At 63.7% G+C, this 14,891-nt stretch carries 13 protein-coding genes; 9 read left to right on the top strand and 4 right to left on the bottom strand.

The genetic code is table 11. The annotated features are described in order from the left end of the window. Nucleotides 1–52: 52 nt before the first annotated feature. Entirely contained in the window at nucleotides 53–784 is a 732-nt protein-coding gene (locus M8009_RS03090) for a FadR/GntR family transcriptional regulator (RefSeq protein WP_250059295.1), read from the bottom strand. Nucleotides 785–1,049: 265 nt separating this feature from the next. Here M8009_RS03090 and M8009_RS03085 point away from each other — a divergent pair, with 265 nt between their 5' ends. The 9 genes from M8009_RS03085 (at nucleotide 1,050) to M8009_RS03045 (ending at nucleotide 12,242) form a co-directional block, all read left to right on the top strand. Beyond that, nucleotides 1,050–2,042 (top strand): asparaginase, encoded by a 993-nt coding sequence (locus M8009_RS03085; RefSeq protein WP_250059294.1) that lies wholly within the window; start codon nucleotides 1,050–1,052, stop codon nucleotides 2,040–2,042. Between the two features lie 103 nt (nucleotides 2,043–2,145). Further along, the gene (locus M8009_RS03080) at nucleotides 2,146–3,147 is read left to right on the top strand and encodes a TRAP transporter substrate-binding protein (protein WP_250059293.1); all 1,002 of its coding nucleotides are present in this window, start codon (nucleotides 2,146–2,148) and stop codon (nucleotides 3,145–3,147) included. Between the two features lie 3 nt (nucleotides 3,148–3,150). Continuing rightward, nucleotides 3,151–3,672: a TRAP transporter small permease gene (locus M8009_RS03075; RefSeq protein WP_250059292.1), complete on the top strand. Its 522-nt coding sequence runs from the start codon at nucleotides 3,151–3,153 to the stop codon at nucleotides 3,670–3,672. A 41-nt stretch (nucleotides 3,673–3,713) separates the two neighbouring features. Then, complete coding sequence (locus M8009_RS03070) at nucleotides 3,714–4,991, top strand: TRAP transporter large permease (RefSeq protein WP_250059291.1); 1,278 nt, start codon at nucleotides 3,714–3,716, stop codon at nucleotides 4,989–4,991. A 9-nt stretch (nucleotides 4,992–5,000) separates the two neighbouring features. Then, entirely contained in the window at nucleotides 5,001–6,254 is a 1,254-nt protein-coding gene (locus M8009_RS03065) for a M20 family metallo-hydrolase (RefSeq protein WP_250059290.1), read from the top strand. A 68-nt stretch (nucleotides 6,255–6,322) separates the two neighbouring features. After that, a complete protein-coding gene (locus M8009_RS03060; RefSeq protein WP_250059289.1) occupies nucleotides 6,323–7,723 on the top strand; it encodes an amidase in 1,401 nt (466 codons plus the stop codon). A 59-nt stretch (nucleotides 7,724–7,782) separates the two neighbouring features. Next, the gene (locus tag M8009_RS03055; protein WP_250059288.1) at nucleotides 7,783–9,051 is read left to right on the top strand and encodes an amidase; all 1,269 of its coding nucleotides are present in this window, start codon (nucleotides 7,783–7,785) and stop codon (nucleotides 9,049–9,051) included. A gap of 108 nt (nucleotides 9,052–9,159) precedes the next feature. Continuing rightward, the gene (locus M8009_RS03050) at nucleotides 9,160–10,320 is read left to right on the top strand and encodes a Fic family protein (RefSeq protein WP_250059287.1); all 1,161 of its coding nucleotides are present in this window, start codon (nucleotides 9,160–9,162) and stop codon (nucleotides 10,318–10,320) included. A gap of 116 nt (nucleotides 10,321–10,436) precedes the next feature. Then, a complete protein-coding gene (locus M8009_RS03045) occupies nucleotides 10,437–12,242 on the top strand; it encodes a PHA/PHB synthase family protein (RefSeq protein WP_250059286.1) in 1,806 nt (601 codons plus the stop codon). 54 nt (nucleotides 12,243–12,296) lie between these two features. Here M8009_RS03045 and M8009_RS03040 read toward each other — a convergent pair whose 3' ends face one another. The 3 genes from M8009_RS03040 to M8009_RS03030 are packed head-to-tail and all read right to left on the bottom strand — an operon-like array spanning nucleotide 12,297 to nucleotide 14,783. After that, the gene (locus tag M8009_RS03040) at nucleotides 12,297–13,043 is read right to left on the bottom strand and encodes a M15 family metallopeptidase (protein ID WP_250059285.1); all 747 of its coding nucleotides are present in this window, start codon (nucleotides 13,041–13,043) and stop codon (nucleotides 12,297–12,299) included. A gap of 16 nt (nucleotides 13,044–13,059) precedes the next feature. Next, nucleotides 13,060–14,337, bottom strand: a complete 1,278-nt coding sequence (locus M8009_RS03035) for a TRAP transporter large permease (protein ID WP_250059284.1) — start codon at nucleotides 14,335–14,337, stop codon at nucleotides 13,060–13,062. After that, entirely contained in the window at nucleotides 14,334–14,783 is a 450-nt protein-coding gene (locus tag M8009_RS03030) for a TRAP transporter small permease (RefSeq protein WP_250059283.1), read from the bottom strand. The genes M8009_RS03035 and M8009_RS03030 overlap by 4 nt, the downstream gene beginning before the upstream one ends. Nucleotides 14,784–14,891 lie beyond the last annotated feature (108 nt).

Below are 14,891 nucleotides of genomic sequence, written 5' to 3'. Positions count from 1 at the left end.
AGTAGGCAGGTTCAGCGCATCGGTATCAACTTGACCTGTTTACCCGGCGGACTCAATCCCGATACGTCAGGTTGGTTTCCCAGCTTTTCGCGCTGTGTTCGATAGCGCATCTAACCCCCTCGGCATCACCCGCCCGGAAGGCGGCATAGATCGCCTGGTGATCGTCGAGTGCGGTCTCCGGGAGTGTCTGCATGGACGTCTCGAGGGCCGCCTCGATCAGCTCGAGCAGCGTCTGGCCGACCCGGATGGTCATCGGGTTGTGGGTGGCATGCAGGATGGCGCGATGGAAGCTGACATCGTGGCGCGATGTCTGCTCGCCGTTGGCAATCGCCGCGGCCATGTCGTCAATGGCCATCTGGATTCGCTGGTGGTCCTCATCGGTGGCGTTGGTCATCGCCTGGAGGGTGTAGGCGGGCTCGAACATCGCCCGGAACTCGAGTACGTCGCGCGTCATGCCGCGCGCAAGGATCATGCCGAAGGCCATGGGGTCGACCAGTGGCTCCCCCGGCTCGCGCTTGATGATCGTGCCATGGCCACGGCGGACCTCCACGATGCCGATCGCCTGGAGCATCTTGATGGCTTCGCGAACGCTCGACTTGCCGATGCCCAGGCTCTGGGTCAGTTCGGTCTCTGAGGGCAGGTAGTCGCCTGGCTTGAGGTCACCGCGAATCAGCGCGGACTTGATCCGCTCCAGTATCTGGAAGGCAATCGAACTGCGTTCGATGGAACCGCCGAAGCGTTCAGGCTGCTCCGGCATAGCCGTCGGGGTGGAGAAGGTATTCATGAAAGGGTCTCGTGCTGTCGTTGGCCTCTGAGAGCAGGGTTCGCTGGCGTGCTGAGCCCGGTCGTTTGTGGCGAGACATCACTCTGCGCAATGTGGAGCGTGACAAACGGCGCTTGCATCTCGACATGAGCTGAGTCTAGCATGACCCAAGACGTCAGACATCAGATGTCTCATCAGTAGGCAGGCTCAGGGGCGAGAAGGGCGTCGAGATGACCTGCATGAGAGGCCCATCGGGGCGCGAGCAAACCAGATTCGGTGCCATGCCATGACCAAACAGCGCGTCATCGTGTTGACCACAGGGGGCACGATCGCCAGCAAGCCCGGCGGGACCGGCCTCAACGTGTCCGGGGCGATGTCAGGCGAGTCGCTACTGGAGCGTGTGGCAGTGCCGCAGGCACCGGACCTCGAGATCGAGGTTCGCTCGATACTGCAAAAGCCCAGCAATGCCATCAGCCTAGATGACCTAGTTACGCTCAGTCGTCAGTGTCAGGCCCTGGAGCAGGAGCCGGACGTGATCGGCATCGTCATCACGCATGGCACCGATACGCTGGAAGAGACGGCCCATTTCCTCGATATCACCCTGTCGCTTCAGTCGTGTGCCCTGGTCATCACCGGCTCGCAACGTGCCCCGCACGAGGAGGGCACCGATGCCTTTCGCAACCTTGCCAATGCCATCACCGTTGCTGCAGCACCCTGTGTGAAAGGCATTGGCGTAACGGTCGTCTTCAACGAGTCGATTTTCGCCGCACGCAGCGTCCGCAAGCTCAATAGTTATCGGCTGAACGGCTTCGGTGCCCCGGATGTCGGTGCGCTGGGCTACGTGGATGGCCAGCGGGTTCATCTCGCCCAGTTCCCGCGGCGGGCAGCGCCCTTTCCCCTCGGCGATCGCCTGCCGTGTATCGACATCCTCCCTGCCTACCTGGATGCCAGCCCACGACTCATCGAGGCCGCGGTGACCAGCGGCGCACAGGCGCTGGTGGTGGAGGGCCTCGGCCGCGGGCATGTTCCGCCGACCTGGTTGGCGTCCATCGGTGAGGCAACGCGTGGGGGGATTCCGGTTGCCGTGGTGTCCGGCTGCCATGAAGGACCGGTCAATACGCGCTACGAGTTCCCCGGGAGTCTGGCCAGTCTCCAGGCCCATGGAGCCATCCCCGTTCGCGACTTGAGTGCGCGCAAGGCGCGTCTGACCCTGGCTGTCCTGCTTTCCACCGTTAGCCCGGAGGAGGTGGCTTCTCACCTCGAACAAACGATGTCCTGATCCTGTCGAGTCGAAGGATCGATTCGGTTCGGCAGGTCCTTGAGTGCCAAGCCAGCGCTTGGCTCCACAACCCCAGCCCCGTAACCACAGATAGGTGCAAACAATGAATAACAAGTTGACCAAGGTATCACTGGCGGCCGCGATCGCAGCAGTGTCTTTCGGGATCAGCCAGGCACAGGCGGCGGACTTCAACTTCACCTTTGCCCACGTGCTGATCGAGGAAACCCCGAACGGTCAGGCGGCGCTACGCTTCAAGGAAGAGGTTGAGGAAAAGTCGGACGGACGCATCAGCATCGAGGTGCTCCCCGCCGCGCAGGTGGGCGGTGATGTCGAGATCATCGAGCAGATCCAGATGGGGTTGGTCGATATCGGCATCCCGCCAACTGCCACCCTAGGGAATTTCGAGCCGCGTATGCAGATCCTCGACCTGCCGTTCCTGTTGCCGGACTACGACACCATGGTCGAGGTGCTCGACGGTGACGTGGGGCGCGAGATTCTCGATACCCTCGAGGATGACAACATGGTTGGCGTGAACTTCTGGGGCGCGGGTTTCCGGCATATCACCAACAATGTCCGTCCGATCGAGACGCCGGAAGACCTTGCCGAGATCCGCATGCGGACCATGCAGGCGCCGATCATCATCTCGACCTATGAGAACCTGGGCGCCAATGCCACGGCGATGGCCTTTACCGAGGTGTATAACGGCCTGCAGCAAGGCGTAGTCGAGGGGCAGGAAAACCCGCTGGCCAACATCTACACCATGCGCTTCTACGAGGTGCAGGACTATCTGTCGCTGACCAACCATGCCTACCATGCCTATGCCGCAGTCATGAACCAGAATGCCTGGGATTCTCTGCCGGAGGATCTGCAGCAGGTCATGGTCGAGGCGTTTGACAATGGTCGCGACGCATCACGCGAGCTGACGTTGCAGGACGAGGGACGGATTCTCGAGGAGATCGAAGGTGAGATCGCGATCAACGAGATCACCGACGAGGCCAGGGCGGCATTCATCGAGGCGAGCATGCCGGTGCATGAAGAGTACGAGGAGATCGTGACGACGGATCTTCTGCACAAGGTCTACGACGCCGTGGGCATCGAGTATTGAGCCATGTTCGAAGCGCTCAATAAACTCATTGATCGCTTGGAAAAGGTGGCGATGGTCGCTTTCATGTCGATTGCGACCATCATCACCACCTTCCAGGTCGTCTATCGCTACGGCTTCAACAACTCGCTCTCCTGGGCTGAAGAGGTCGTGATCTATTCCATTGTCTGCATGAGCTTCGTCGGAGCCAGCATGGGCGTTCGACACGGGGCCCACATCTCGGTGGACGTGCTGAATGCCTTCGCGCCACCGGCCGTCAATCGCTGGTTGCACATCCTCACTGCGGTACTCGGTATCATCTTCGCCATGATGCTGGCCTACCTCGGCTTTCAGCTTTTCTCCCTGACCCTGGAGCGGGGCATGCTGTCCCCCGCGATGCGCATGCCCATGGCCTGGGTATACCTGCCGATCGGTCTGTCTGGGGTATTGCTGATCATTCGCTACTGCTGGGTGATCCGTGAGGTCTGGCGTAAGCCCCCCGTCAGCATGGCGGAAGAGCTCGCTGCCGAGAAAGAAAACTTGGTGTGATGGGCTCACGCCACGCTACGTGACAACCACGAGGATTCCCCATGATTACGGCCTTGTTGCCCATCTTCTTCGCTGTGCTGCTTCTGGGGTTGCCGATCTTTGCGGCGCTGGCCTTTTCTGTGATGCTCGCCATCCAGTTCTTTGGCAGTACCGACCCGATCATTGTGCCGATGCGCATGTTCTCGGGGATGAACAACTTCTCGCTGATGGCGATTCCCTTCTTCATCCTGGCCGCCGAGCTGATGCGCATCGGCGGCCTGTCGGACCGCCTGATCGATCTCGCCAAGGCGCTCGTCGGCTGGGTGCCCGGCGGGCTCGCGGCGGCAACGGTACTGTCGTGCCTGTTCTTCGGTTCCATCTCGGGGTCGAGCCCGGCCACGGTGGTGGCCATCGGCAGTATTATGTTTCCGGCCCTGGTGGCGGCCGGTTATGACAAGCGCTTCGCCATCGGGGTGATCGCCACAGCGGGCACCCTGGGGCCCATCGTGCCGCCCAGCATCGCGCTGATCATCTACGGTTCGGTCACCGGGACCTCGGTGGGGCGTCTCTTTGCGGCAGGCCTGTTGCCTGCCATTCTGATTGCCTCGATCCTCATTGCCTATTGCATCGTATACGCATCCTTCAAGGGTTATGGGCGCAGCAGGTTTCCGTCGTTGCGCGAGATCGGTTCGGCGTTCAAGGCGGCGGCCTGGGGATTGGGCTTGCCGGTCATTCTGCTCGGTGGGATCTATAGCGGCGTGTTCACGCCCACCGAGTCCGCCGCCGTGGCCTGCATGTACGGCCTGTTCGTGGGGATGGTGGTCTATCGGAAGATCGACCTGAAGAACCTGCTGTCGACGCTCAACAGTGCAGGGCTGATGTCGGCATCCCTGTTGCTGATCACCGCAGGGGCATCGGCCTTCTCCTGGCTGCTGGCGATTACCGGGGCACCGACGCAACTGGCGGGGGAGGTGCTCTCCTGGACCGACGATCCCATCCAGGTCATGGCGCTGTTCAACGTGGTCATGATCGTTGCCGGCTTCTTCCTGGACAGCGCCTCGGCCATCATCGTGCTGTCGCCGCTGCTGCAACCCATTGCCGCCCAGGTGGGTATCGATGCGACGCACTTCGGTGTGATTACCCTGGTGAACTTCTCGGTCGGCATGATCACGCCACCGGTCGGCCTCAACCTTTTCGTGGCCATGGCTATCTCCAAGATGACATTACCCGAGGTCTTCAAGGCCTGTCTGCCGTTGATCGGCCTGATGCTGCTGTCTCTGGTGATCATTACCTATGTGCCCTGGATCAGTACCTACTTGCCCGAATTGATCTACCGCTGAGGGGGTGTCATGACCGAGAGAATGCATCTTCATGAAACGCTGGATGGGCAGCGCTTCTGGGACGATGTCCAGGCGCTGGCGACCATCGGCGCGCTCGAGCCCAAGGGGATTCGACGGCTGGCCCTCGACGCTCAGGACAATCGGGCTCGTCTGTGGCTCGCCGAGCAGGGCCGCTCGCTTGGCTGCCAGGTCTATTTCGATGCCCTGGGCAACCTGTTCCTGCGACGTGAAGGCCAGGATGCCACCCTGGCCCCGCTGTTGATCGGTAGCCACCTGGACAGTCAGCCCCAGGCCGGCGCGCATGACGGGGCCCTGGGCGTCCTCGCGGGCCTGGCGATACTCAGGACCCTGCACGAGCAGGGCATCGAGTACCGGCGCCCGCTCGAGGTCGTCTCCTGGACGAACGAGGAGGGTGCGCGCTTTGCTCCGGGTGCCTCGGGCTCCTCATGGTTCGCCGGGCAGCGGGCGTATGACGAGATCGTGGCCGCCGTGGACGGCGACGGCGTGCGCTTCGGTGATGCCCTCCAGCAGTGCCTGACCCTGCTGCAGGAGAGTGGTCTCTCTTACCGCCCGGACCCCTTCGTACCGCATGCCTTTATTGAGCTTCATATCGAGCAAGGGCCGGTGCTGGAACAGCTGGGCAAGCCGGTGGGGGTCGTCAACGGGATCCAGGGGGTCAACTGGTATCGTATCGAGGTCGAAGGCATGGCCAATCATGCCGGCACCACGCCGCGGCAGGCGCGCCGGGATGCCTTCGATGGTGCCCATGATCTGGTCGCTGCGCTGAAGGCCGCGACTCGGGAACAGGACGATGACCTGCGCTTCACCATCGGCAAGTTCTCCCTGTGGCCCGATTCGGTCAACACCATTGCCCAGCGGGCCACCTTCACCATCGACCTGCGTCACCCCGACGCACAAGTGCTGGATGCGCTGGACCGCCAATTCCATGCCCTGGCCGAGCGGCAGTGGAGTGGCTGTGATGTCACCCTCGAGGTGACCTCCCGGGTGGCGCCGGTGGCCTTCCCCGAGCCTCTTCTGTCCGTGCTCCGCGAGAGCGCCGGCAGCGTCTGTGCAGAGACGCCGGAACTCGTTTCCGGTGCCTTCCATGATGCCATCCATCTGGCCCATGTCTGCCCCACCGCCATGCTCTTCACGCCCTGCCGCGCGGGCATCAGCCACCATCCCGACGAGCATATCGAGCGCCAGGATGCCGACATCGCGGCGCGTGCTCTGGCCGAGGCGGCGTCGCGTCTGCTGAAGTGAGCGGCCCACGGCATCTGGTGTTGCTCTGAAATCCATAGCCATATCCATAACCACAAGAAGGCCTCGCCATGCACACGTCCCCGATCTTTCTTCCGCTGCGCGAACAGCATGACCGGCTGCGCGGCGGCTCGCTGAGTGCTGCCCAGCTTGCCGAGACGGCGATCGACCACCACGCCAGTCGCGGTGACCATGATCACGCCTACCTGACCTGGAATGGCGAGGCCACCCTGGAGACGGCTCGGGCCGCCGATCGGGTACTTGCCAGCGGCGGTGATACGGGGCCGCTGATGGGCGTTCCGATCTCGATCAAGGATATCTATGCGGTACCGGGCCTTCCGACCTATGCCGGATCCGCTCGGCGGTTGCCGCGACACTGGGAGGAGCCCGGTCCCATGGTCTCGGCGCTGCTGCGGCAGTTGCCCAGCGTGATGGGCAAGACCCATTCCGTGGAGTTCGCCTTCGGCGGTCTGGGCACCAACGCGCATTGGGGGGCGCCCCGCAATCCCTGGGACCCGGTCCACCACCGGACACCCGGTGGGTCCAGTGCCGGTGCCGGAGTGTCGCTGGTCAACGGCACGGCCAGTCTGGCGCTGGGAACCGACACGGCGGGCTCGGTGCGGGTGCCTGCCGCGATGACCGGCGTGGCGGGTCTCAAGACAACGGTCGGGCGCTGGTCCACGGCGCAGATCGTGCCGCTGTCGGCCACCTTGGACACGCCGGGCTTGCTGGCCCGCAGTGTCGATGACCTGGCCTTTGCCTTCGATGCGCTGGATGGCGCCCTGACGTCCCATTCCCGCGGCATTCCGGCACGCCCGTCACTGGCCGACCTGACCTTCGGGGTCCCGGAGGCCTATTTCTGGGAGGAGTGCAGCCCGGGCATCGCCGAGTCGGTTCAGGCCGCCATCCGTCAGCTCGAAGCCGCGGGGGCGCGCATCGTGTCGCTCGATCTGCCCCGCACGGATGAGCTCTTCACCCTGTTCCAGCAGGGCGGGCTGGCGGCGGTCGAGTTGGCGGCCTTCCTGAAGACCCAGCTACCGGAGGCCATCGACGGCCTGGATCCCAATGTGGCGGCCCGGGTCAAGGCAGCCGACGACATCCCCGGCTGGGAATATGTCCGACGCTGCGACGTGCTCAAGTCGCTGTCGGCAAGCGCCGCCGAGTGCCTGGCGCGCGTCGATGCCCTGTTGACCCCGACCGTGACGCTGACGCCGCCGACCCTAGAGAGCCTCGAGCCGGACGGGGCCTATCCCAAGGCCAACATGCAGGCCCTGCGCAACACCGTGGTGGGCAACTTCATGGGGCTGTGCGGGCTGACATTGCCGGTGGGCAAGGATGATGCCGGCATGCCGGTGGGCTTGCAGGTGCTGGCCGGGCCCTGGCAGGACGCGCGGCTGCTGGCCATCGGCCAGGCCATCGAGGAACAGTTGGGCAACAGCCTGGCCATCCTCGGCGCCCCGCCGGCTCCTTGACGTCGTATAGACATGGTTTTGATACTCGGTAACCCTTCCGTGCACAGAGGAGTTCGGGCATGTTAGAGCGCGGCGACGACACCATCGAGGCCTTTCGCGCCCGGGTTGCCCGAGACGAATGCGATGATCTGGCCTGGTGGCATGCCTGCCAGACGCGGATCGAGGCGCGTGAAGCGGATGTCCAGGCCTGGGAATACCGCATGCCACCGACGTCGACCGCGATCCTGCCGGGTGCCGGGCAGCTGTTGCGCGGGGTGCCGGTGGGCATCAAGGACATCATCGACACCGCCGAGATGCCGACCACCTGGGGGACCGGCGGCTATCTCGTCTCGCCGGGAGCCATCGTGGATGCCGCCGTGGTTACCCTGCTCAAGCGTCAGGGGGCCCTGCCGCTGGGCAAGACCGTATCCACCGAGTTTGCCTACTTCACGCCCGGCAAGACGCGCAACCCGCACGATCTCTCGCGGACCCCGGGCGGCTCTTCCAGTGGCTCGGCTGCCGCCGTGGCGGCCGGCATGGTACCGCTTGCCCTGGGCACCCAGACGGCCGGAAGCATCATTCGCCCGGCGAGTTACTGTGGCGTCTTCGGCTTCAAGCCCACCGTCAATACGGTCTCCTTCTCGGGAATCAAGGCCTTTGCGCCCTCGATGGATACGCTGGGCTGGTTTGCCCGACACATCGAGGATATCTGCACGACCTTCACGGCCTTGACCCGTTCCGAGGCCATCGAGCCACTGCCCGATGTCGGCGGCATACGCGTCGGGCTGCGTAACCTGCCGGGTGACAGGCCCCTCGATCCCGATGTCGCGCAGGCCTTGTCCAGCACCGCCAGTCGCCTGGAGCAGGCCGGCGCCAGGGTGTTTGCCTTACCCCTGGATACCCGCTACGACGACCTCGTCAGGCATCATCAGGTGGTGCTGGCCTACGAGGCCGCGCAATCACTGGCCAGCGAATTCCAGCAGCACGGCGATGAGATGGGTGCCAGGCTCGTCGAACTGATCGAGGAGGGCCTGGCGACCTCCCATGCCGACTATCGGGCCTCCCTGCTGGCGGCCGAAGAGTGCCGGCAGGCGCTGTCGCGGGTATTTGCCGATGAGGTCGACGTGATCCTGGCGGCGAGCGCCCCGGGGGTTGCCCCGCAGGGATTGGATGCCACCGGCGACCCAATCTACTGCCGGGCCTGGACGCTGCTCGGGGTGCCGTGCCTCAACCTGCCGCTGAACACCGGACAAGCAGGGCTACCGGTGGGAGTTCAGCTGGTCGCCGACCGCTGGCAGGACGAGCGTCTCCTGTCGATTGCGCGAACGCTGGTGGCGGCTGCAGGGTAGGGGGCCACACCACTTGCCTGTTGAGTCGAATAGGAGCATTATTCAGCTCATTATGTGAGCCGAATATGGTTTGTATTTGGCTCTCCGACGTCATCCTGGCAATTTGATATGACCGTACAAGCCCCGAGATGGATCTGGCAGCACCCCGACTGGCCTTATTTCACGTGGCAGGCGGGAGAGGTTCAACCTCGTCTACAGAGGTGCTGGAGGAATCTGGGCATCTTGCTTGGCCGGTCAGGAGCGCTCACTCCCGGTGATGAGCAGGAGGCAGAAGCGAAGGCGACCTTGGATACGCTTTTGCAGAACATCGTCACCTCATCGGCGATTGAAGGTGAGCGCCTCAATGTCGCCTCTGTGCGTTCTTCTCTGGCGCGGCGGCTTGGCATTGAGGAACCGGACGGCCCACCCTCGCCGCGGTCCGAAGGCCTGGCCGAATTGATGCTGGATGCCATCCTGAATTCTGATTCACTACTGGATGCAGAGAGACTGCTGCAGTGGCATCGATGGCTATTCCCTGATGCTGAATCTTCCTTGACGGCACTGCGACCTGGCCAGTGGCGCGGATTGGAGCTGATGCAGGTTGTGTCGGGCCGGATTGATCGTCCCAAGGTGCATTTCGAAGCGCCACCCAGAGAGGGGTTGGAGGTAGAGATCGATCGGTTCCTGGATTGGTTCGAATCCAGCCGACATGATCCAGCGCTGGATCCTCTCATTCGAGCGGGCCTGGCGCATTTCTGGTTTGTGACCCTTCATCCGTTCGAGGATGGCAACGGGCGTATCGCCCGGGCAATCGCCGATCGCGCCTTGGCGCAGGCGGATCAGCAGAGTATTCGCATGTATGCCATGTCAGCAGCGATCCTGGCGCGCAGGGACGATTACTATCGCTGCCTGGAAGCGAGCCAGCGAGGAAGTCCGAACCTTACCGCGTGGCTCGCTTGGTTCTTGGATACCTTGGACGCCACGCTGGTGGACGTGCTCGACAGGGGCGGTCGTACCCTGGTCAAGGCCCGTTTTTGGCAGCGCTTCAGCATGTCCGGCCTGCTCCCCGAGCAGGTCAAGGTGCTTAACCGGCTGCTTGATGGAGGGGAAAGGGGATTTGAGCAAGGCATCAGTGCTGCTCAGTATCAGAAAGTGACAAGGGTCAGTAAGGCAACCGCCACGCGCCATCTGGCGGGGCTTGTGGAGAAAGGTTGCCTGGTAAGGCTCCCTGCAGGAGGTCGAAGCACGCGCTACCAGGTTCCGGAACTGCTTCGCCAGGAAGCGGGTTAGTAGGCCCCGATGTAGTCATGATGCGGCGCAGTATCTGCTAGGCTGAAGGGCGTTACTGCCATGAAGGGTAACCACGGCGCTGCTGTTGGCAATTTTTCGTTGAAGGGGGCAGGGCGATGACCGAAGAGAGCCGGACGAAATCCCGCGGTGCAGAGGACCTTTCGTGTCCGCCACCCCCGGCCGAGCAGGAACGGCCGAATCCGGGGTTCTATTCCACCCATGCCCTGGATCGTGCCTTCAAGGCGAATCTGGCGCGGATGACCGCCGGCATTACCCCGGCGGGGCTGGCCAGCGTGTACGTCGAATGGCTGGCGCACCTTGCGCTGTCGCCGGGCAAGCAGGTGGAGCTGGGCGAGAAGGCCCTGCGCAAGAGCCTGCGTCTGGGGGATTACGTCAGCCGTGTCGCCAGCGACCCGGCGGCCAGCCCCTGTATCCAGCCCATGGCGCAGGACAAGCGTTTTGCGGGCGAGGCGTGGCAGCAGTGGCCCTACAACGTCATCTATCAGTCCTTTCTGCTGACCCAACAGTGGTGGCACAACGCCACGACCGGTGTCGAGGGCCTGTCGCCGCAACGCGAACACGTGGTCAACTTCGTGACGCGCCAGCTGCTGGATCACTGGTCGCCCTCCAACGTGCCCTGGCTGAACCCGGAGGTCACCGCGGCCACGCTGCAGTCAGGCGGCATGAACCTGGTGGATGGCTGGCAGAACGTCCTCGAGGACTGGGAACGCAACATCTCGGGCAAGCCGCCGACAGGCGTCGAGCTATTCCGTGTCGGCGAGAACCTGGCCGTCACCCCCGGCAAGGTGGTCTATCGCAACCGGTTGATCGAGTTGATCCAGTACTCGCCCACCACGCCACAGGTCCATGCCGAGCCGGTATTGATTGTGCCGGCCTGGATCATGAAGTACTACGTGCTCGATCTGGCCCCCGGCCAGTCGCTGGTGGAGTACCTGGTGGACCAGGGCCATACGGTATTCATGATCTCCTGGCGCAACCCGGGCTCGGAGGATCGCGACCTTGGCATGGAGGACTACCGCCGGCTCGGCCCCATGGCGGCGTTAGATGTGGTGACCACGATCACCGGCCAGCCCAAGGTGCATGGCCTGGGCTACTGCTTGGGCGGCACCCTGCTGTCGATTGCGGCGGCGGGCATGGCGCGTGACGGCGACGAACGGCTGGCATCGCTCACCACCCTGGCCACCCAGGTGGACTTCACCGAGGCGGGCGAGCTGATGCTGTTCATCGGCGAGAGCCAGGTGTCCTATCTCGAGAACATGATGTGGGACCAGGGTTACCTGGACGGCTATCAGATGGCTGGCGCCTTCCAGATCCTGCGTTCCAACGACCTGATCTGGTCACGCATGGTGCACGATTATCTGCTGGGCAAGCGGCAGCCAATGAACGCCCTGATGGCCTGGAACGCCGATATCACGCGCATGCCCTATCGCATGCATTCCGACTACCTGCGTACCCTGTTCCTGAACAACGACCTGGCCAGTGGCCGCTATCAGGTCGATCATCGACCCATTGCGATCCAGGACATCCGGGTGCCTGTGTTGGCGGTGGGGACGACCAAGGATCATGTTGCCCCTTGGGAATCGGTCTACAAGATTCACCTGCTGACCGATGCCGACGAGGTGACCTTCCTGCTCACCAGCGGCGGACACAACGCGGGCATTGTCAGCGAGCCAGAGCATCCCCATCGGCGTTTCCAGATGCGAACCCAGCGTCAGGGCGAGCCCTACCTGGACCCGGAAACCTGGCAGCAGATTGCCCCGGAGCACGAGGGCTCCTGGTGGCCGGCCTTTCAGCGTTGGCTGGACTCGCATTCGTCCGGCAAGTGCTCGCCACCCCCGATGGGCAGCGAGCGCTTCCCGGCGCTCGAAGACGCCCCCGGCAGCTATGTGCGCCAGTCCTGAGCCTTATGGGTCCAGTGTCCTTGTGCCACGCCAGCAGCCCGGCAGGCCCTTGGCTCACAGCTGTCGCCGCCAACGACTTTCAATGGTCTCGAGCTCCGCCGGCCCATAGAGGGCTTGGGCATGCCCGCTGTAATGGGCCCACAGCTGGTCCCCCGCATCGAAGTGCCACCACTCGCTCGGCAAGTTGGTAAAGCCCTGTTCCCGCATGGCCCCATGGAGGCGGCGGCGGTTGTCGCGGGCCTGCCGCTGTCGGGCGTCCGGGTGAGGAATCTCTTCCAGCGCGACAGTGTGGGAGGCCGGCACCGCCTCGTCGAACAGGGTGCCCATGTCCAGCGGCAGCCCGTCGGTATCGCTCAGGGTCACATCCACGGCACCGCCGGTGAGGTGGGGACTCGGCGAGTTCGCTTCGCGGCTGGGCACGGAGACGAATTCCCGGGTTCGCTCCAGCAGTGTCTCCTCACTGAGCTCGGGATGGTGGGAGCGGATGGCTTCCTGCAGCGTGTCGAAGAGGTACTGCTGCACGCGCCAGGGTCGCCAGCCGTCCAGGATCACCAGCCCGTACTCGGTGGGCAGCGAGCGTGCTACCGTCAGCAGCCGCCGATAGACCCCTTCACGCACATAGCATTCGTTGACCGCCCCGGGAATATCCTGCCTGGCATAGACCGGGAAGATCCTGATCGGTGGCGGCGCCAGGCTCAACGGCACCAGGGGCTCGTCACTTCCCGTGATGGGGATGCGGCTCACCACCGACCAGTCGGGGTCGGGGTGGCGTTCGATGGGCGATGACAGGGAGCGGTTCACGATGGTCTCCATGGGGTCAGCCAAGCAGGGTCGGTAGCCAGAGGGTCAGGGAAGGGAAGAGGATCAGCAGGATCAGTACCAGGATCGCCGTCACCACGAACGGCCAGATGGTACGAAACAGCGAGGTGATCTCGAGCCGGCTCACCGCGGCCGCCACGAACACGCAGGCGCCCATCGGCGGGGTGATCAGGGCAATGGTGATGTTCAAGGTGATGATGATGCCCAGATGTACCGGGTCGATGCCCGCCATCATGGCCACGGGAGAGAAGATCGGCGTCAGCAGCATCAGGGCCGAGACCTCCTCCATGAACATGCCGGTGACGAAGGTGATCAGGCTCAGCAGCAGCAGGATCACCACCGGCTGCTCGATGTAGGGGGCCAGCAGCGCCACGAACTCGTTGGGCACCTGGGCATAGGAGAGCAGCCAGCTGATGGTGGCCGAGGCGGCCATGATCAGGAAGATCGCCGAGGTCAGGCGGGTGGTGTCGACCATGGCCTTCCAGAAATCGGCGATGCGCAGATTGCCCTGCACCAGGCCGCACAGCGCCACGTAGAGTGCCGTCAGTGCCCCGGATTCGGTGGGCGTGACGAAGCCCATGACGATCCCCGAGACGATGATGAACGGGGCCACCAGCGCGGGCAGGGCGCCCAGGGCCGTCACGGCCAGCTCCCGGCGTGAAGGCAGTCCGCCACGCTTTTCCAGCCCCTTGTGCCAGGCATACCAGGCATTCATGGTCATGAACGCCAGGCCCAGCAGCAGGCCCGGGATCACCCCGGCGAGAAACAGGTCGCCGACCGAGGTGTTGGTCAGCGAGGCGTAGAGGATCATGAAGATGCTGGGCGGGATGATCGGCCCGATCAGCGAGCTGCCCGCCGTCAGGCCCGCGGCGAAGGCGGTGGAGTAGCCCTCCTTGCGCATGGGGGGCACGAGCAGCGAGCCCAGCGCCGAAGTGTCGGCCACCGCGGAGCCATTCACGCCGGCGAAGAAGACGCTGGAGACCACGTTGACATGGCCCATGCCGCCGCGCAGGTGGCCGACCAGCAGCTTGGCGAAGGCCATCAGCCGGTCGGTGAGCCGGGTCACATTCATCAGGTTGCCGGCCAGTATGAAAAGTGGAATGGCCATCAACGAGAAGACATTGATGCCGCCGAAGAACTGCTGCGGCATCATGCGCGGGATCATCGCGGGATCCACGAACAGAAAACCCACCACCGCCGTGGCAAGCAGCGAGATGAAAAGCGGCAACCCCAGCAGGACGTGCACGAGGAAGACGGCCAGCATGGTCAAGGTCATGCGGGGTCCTCCGTGAGCGTCTTGAGGGGTGCCGGACCATGCCACAGGGCATGCCAGGCCAGCAGCGCGAAGCCGATCGGCACCGACAGCATGGGAATGGTCCTGCTGATGCCCAGCCCCTGGCTGGTAAACATCGAGACGGACATCGCATAGCGATAGCTGATGATGGCGGCGCCGACGGCAATGCTAAGCGTGAGGAGCCACTGGTAGAGGTTGAGGAGGCGGCACAGCGGCGCTGGAAGCAGGCGCTCGATCAGCGCGACACGCATGTGGCCGCCCTCCACCCAGACGGCACCGGCCCCGAGCAGCACGCTGCCGATGATCAGGAAGCGGGCCAGCTCGTCGGTCCAGATCGGCGCCCCGCCGGCCAGGTAGCGCATGAACACGCCGAAGAGGATCACCGCCAGATCGATGAGCAGCAGGCTGCTGGCAACCGTCAGGGACACGGACCGGCTGATGGCCAGTACGCGAGAGTTCGATAACGACATGATAGAGGCCATCTGTCATGGGGCAGGGGAGAAGCCCCCTGCCCGAACTGCAGGATGTCTCGGCGA

The sequence above is a fragment of the Halomonas gemina genome, assembly GCF_023554995.1.
Taxonomy (GTDB): domain Bacteria; phylum Pseudomonadota; class Gammaproteobacteria; order Pseudomonadales; family Halomonadaceae; genus Halomonas; species Halomonas gemina.
Note: the sequence above shows the minus strand (reverse complement) of the source record. Positions and strands in the feature narration are given on the sequence as shown.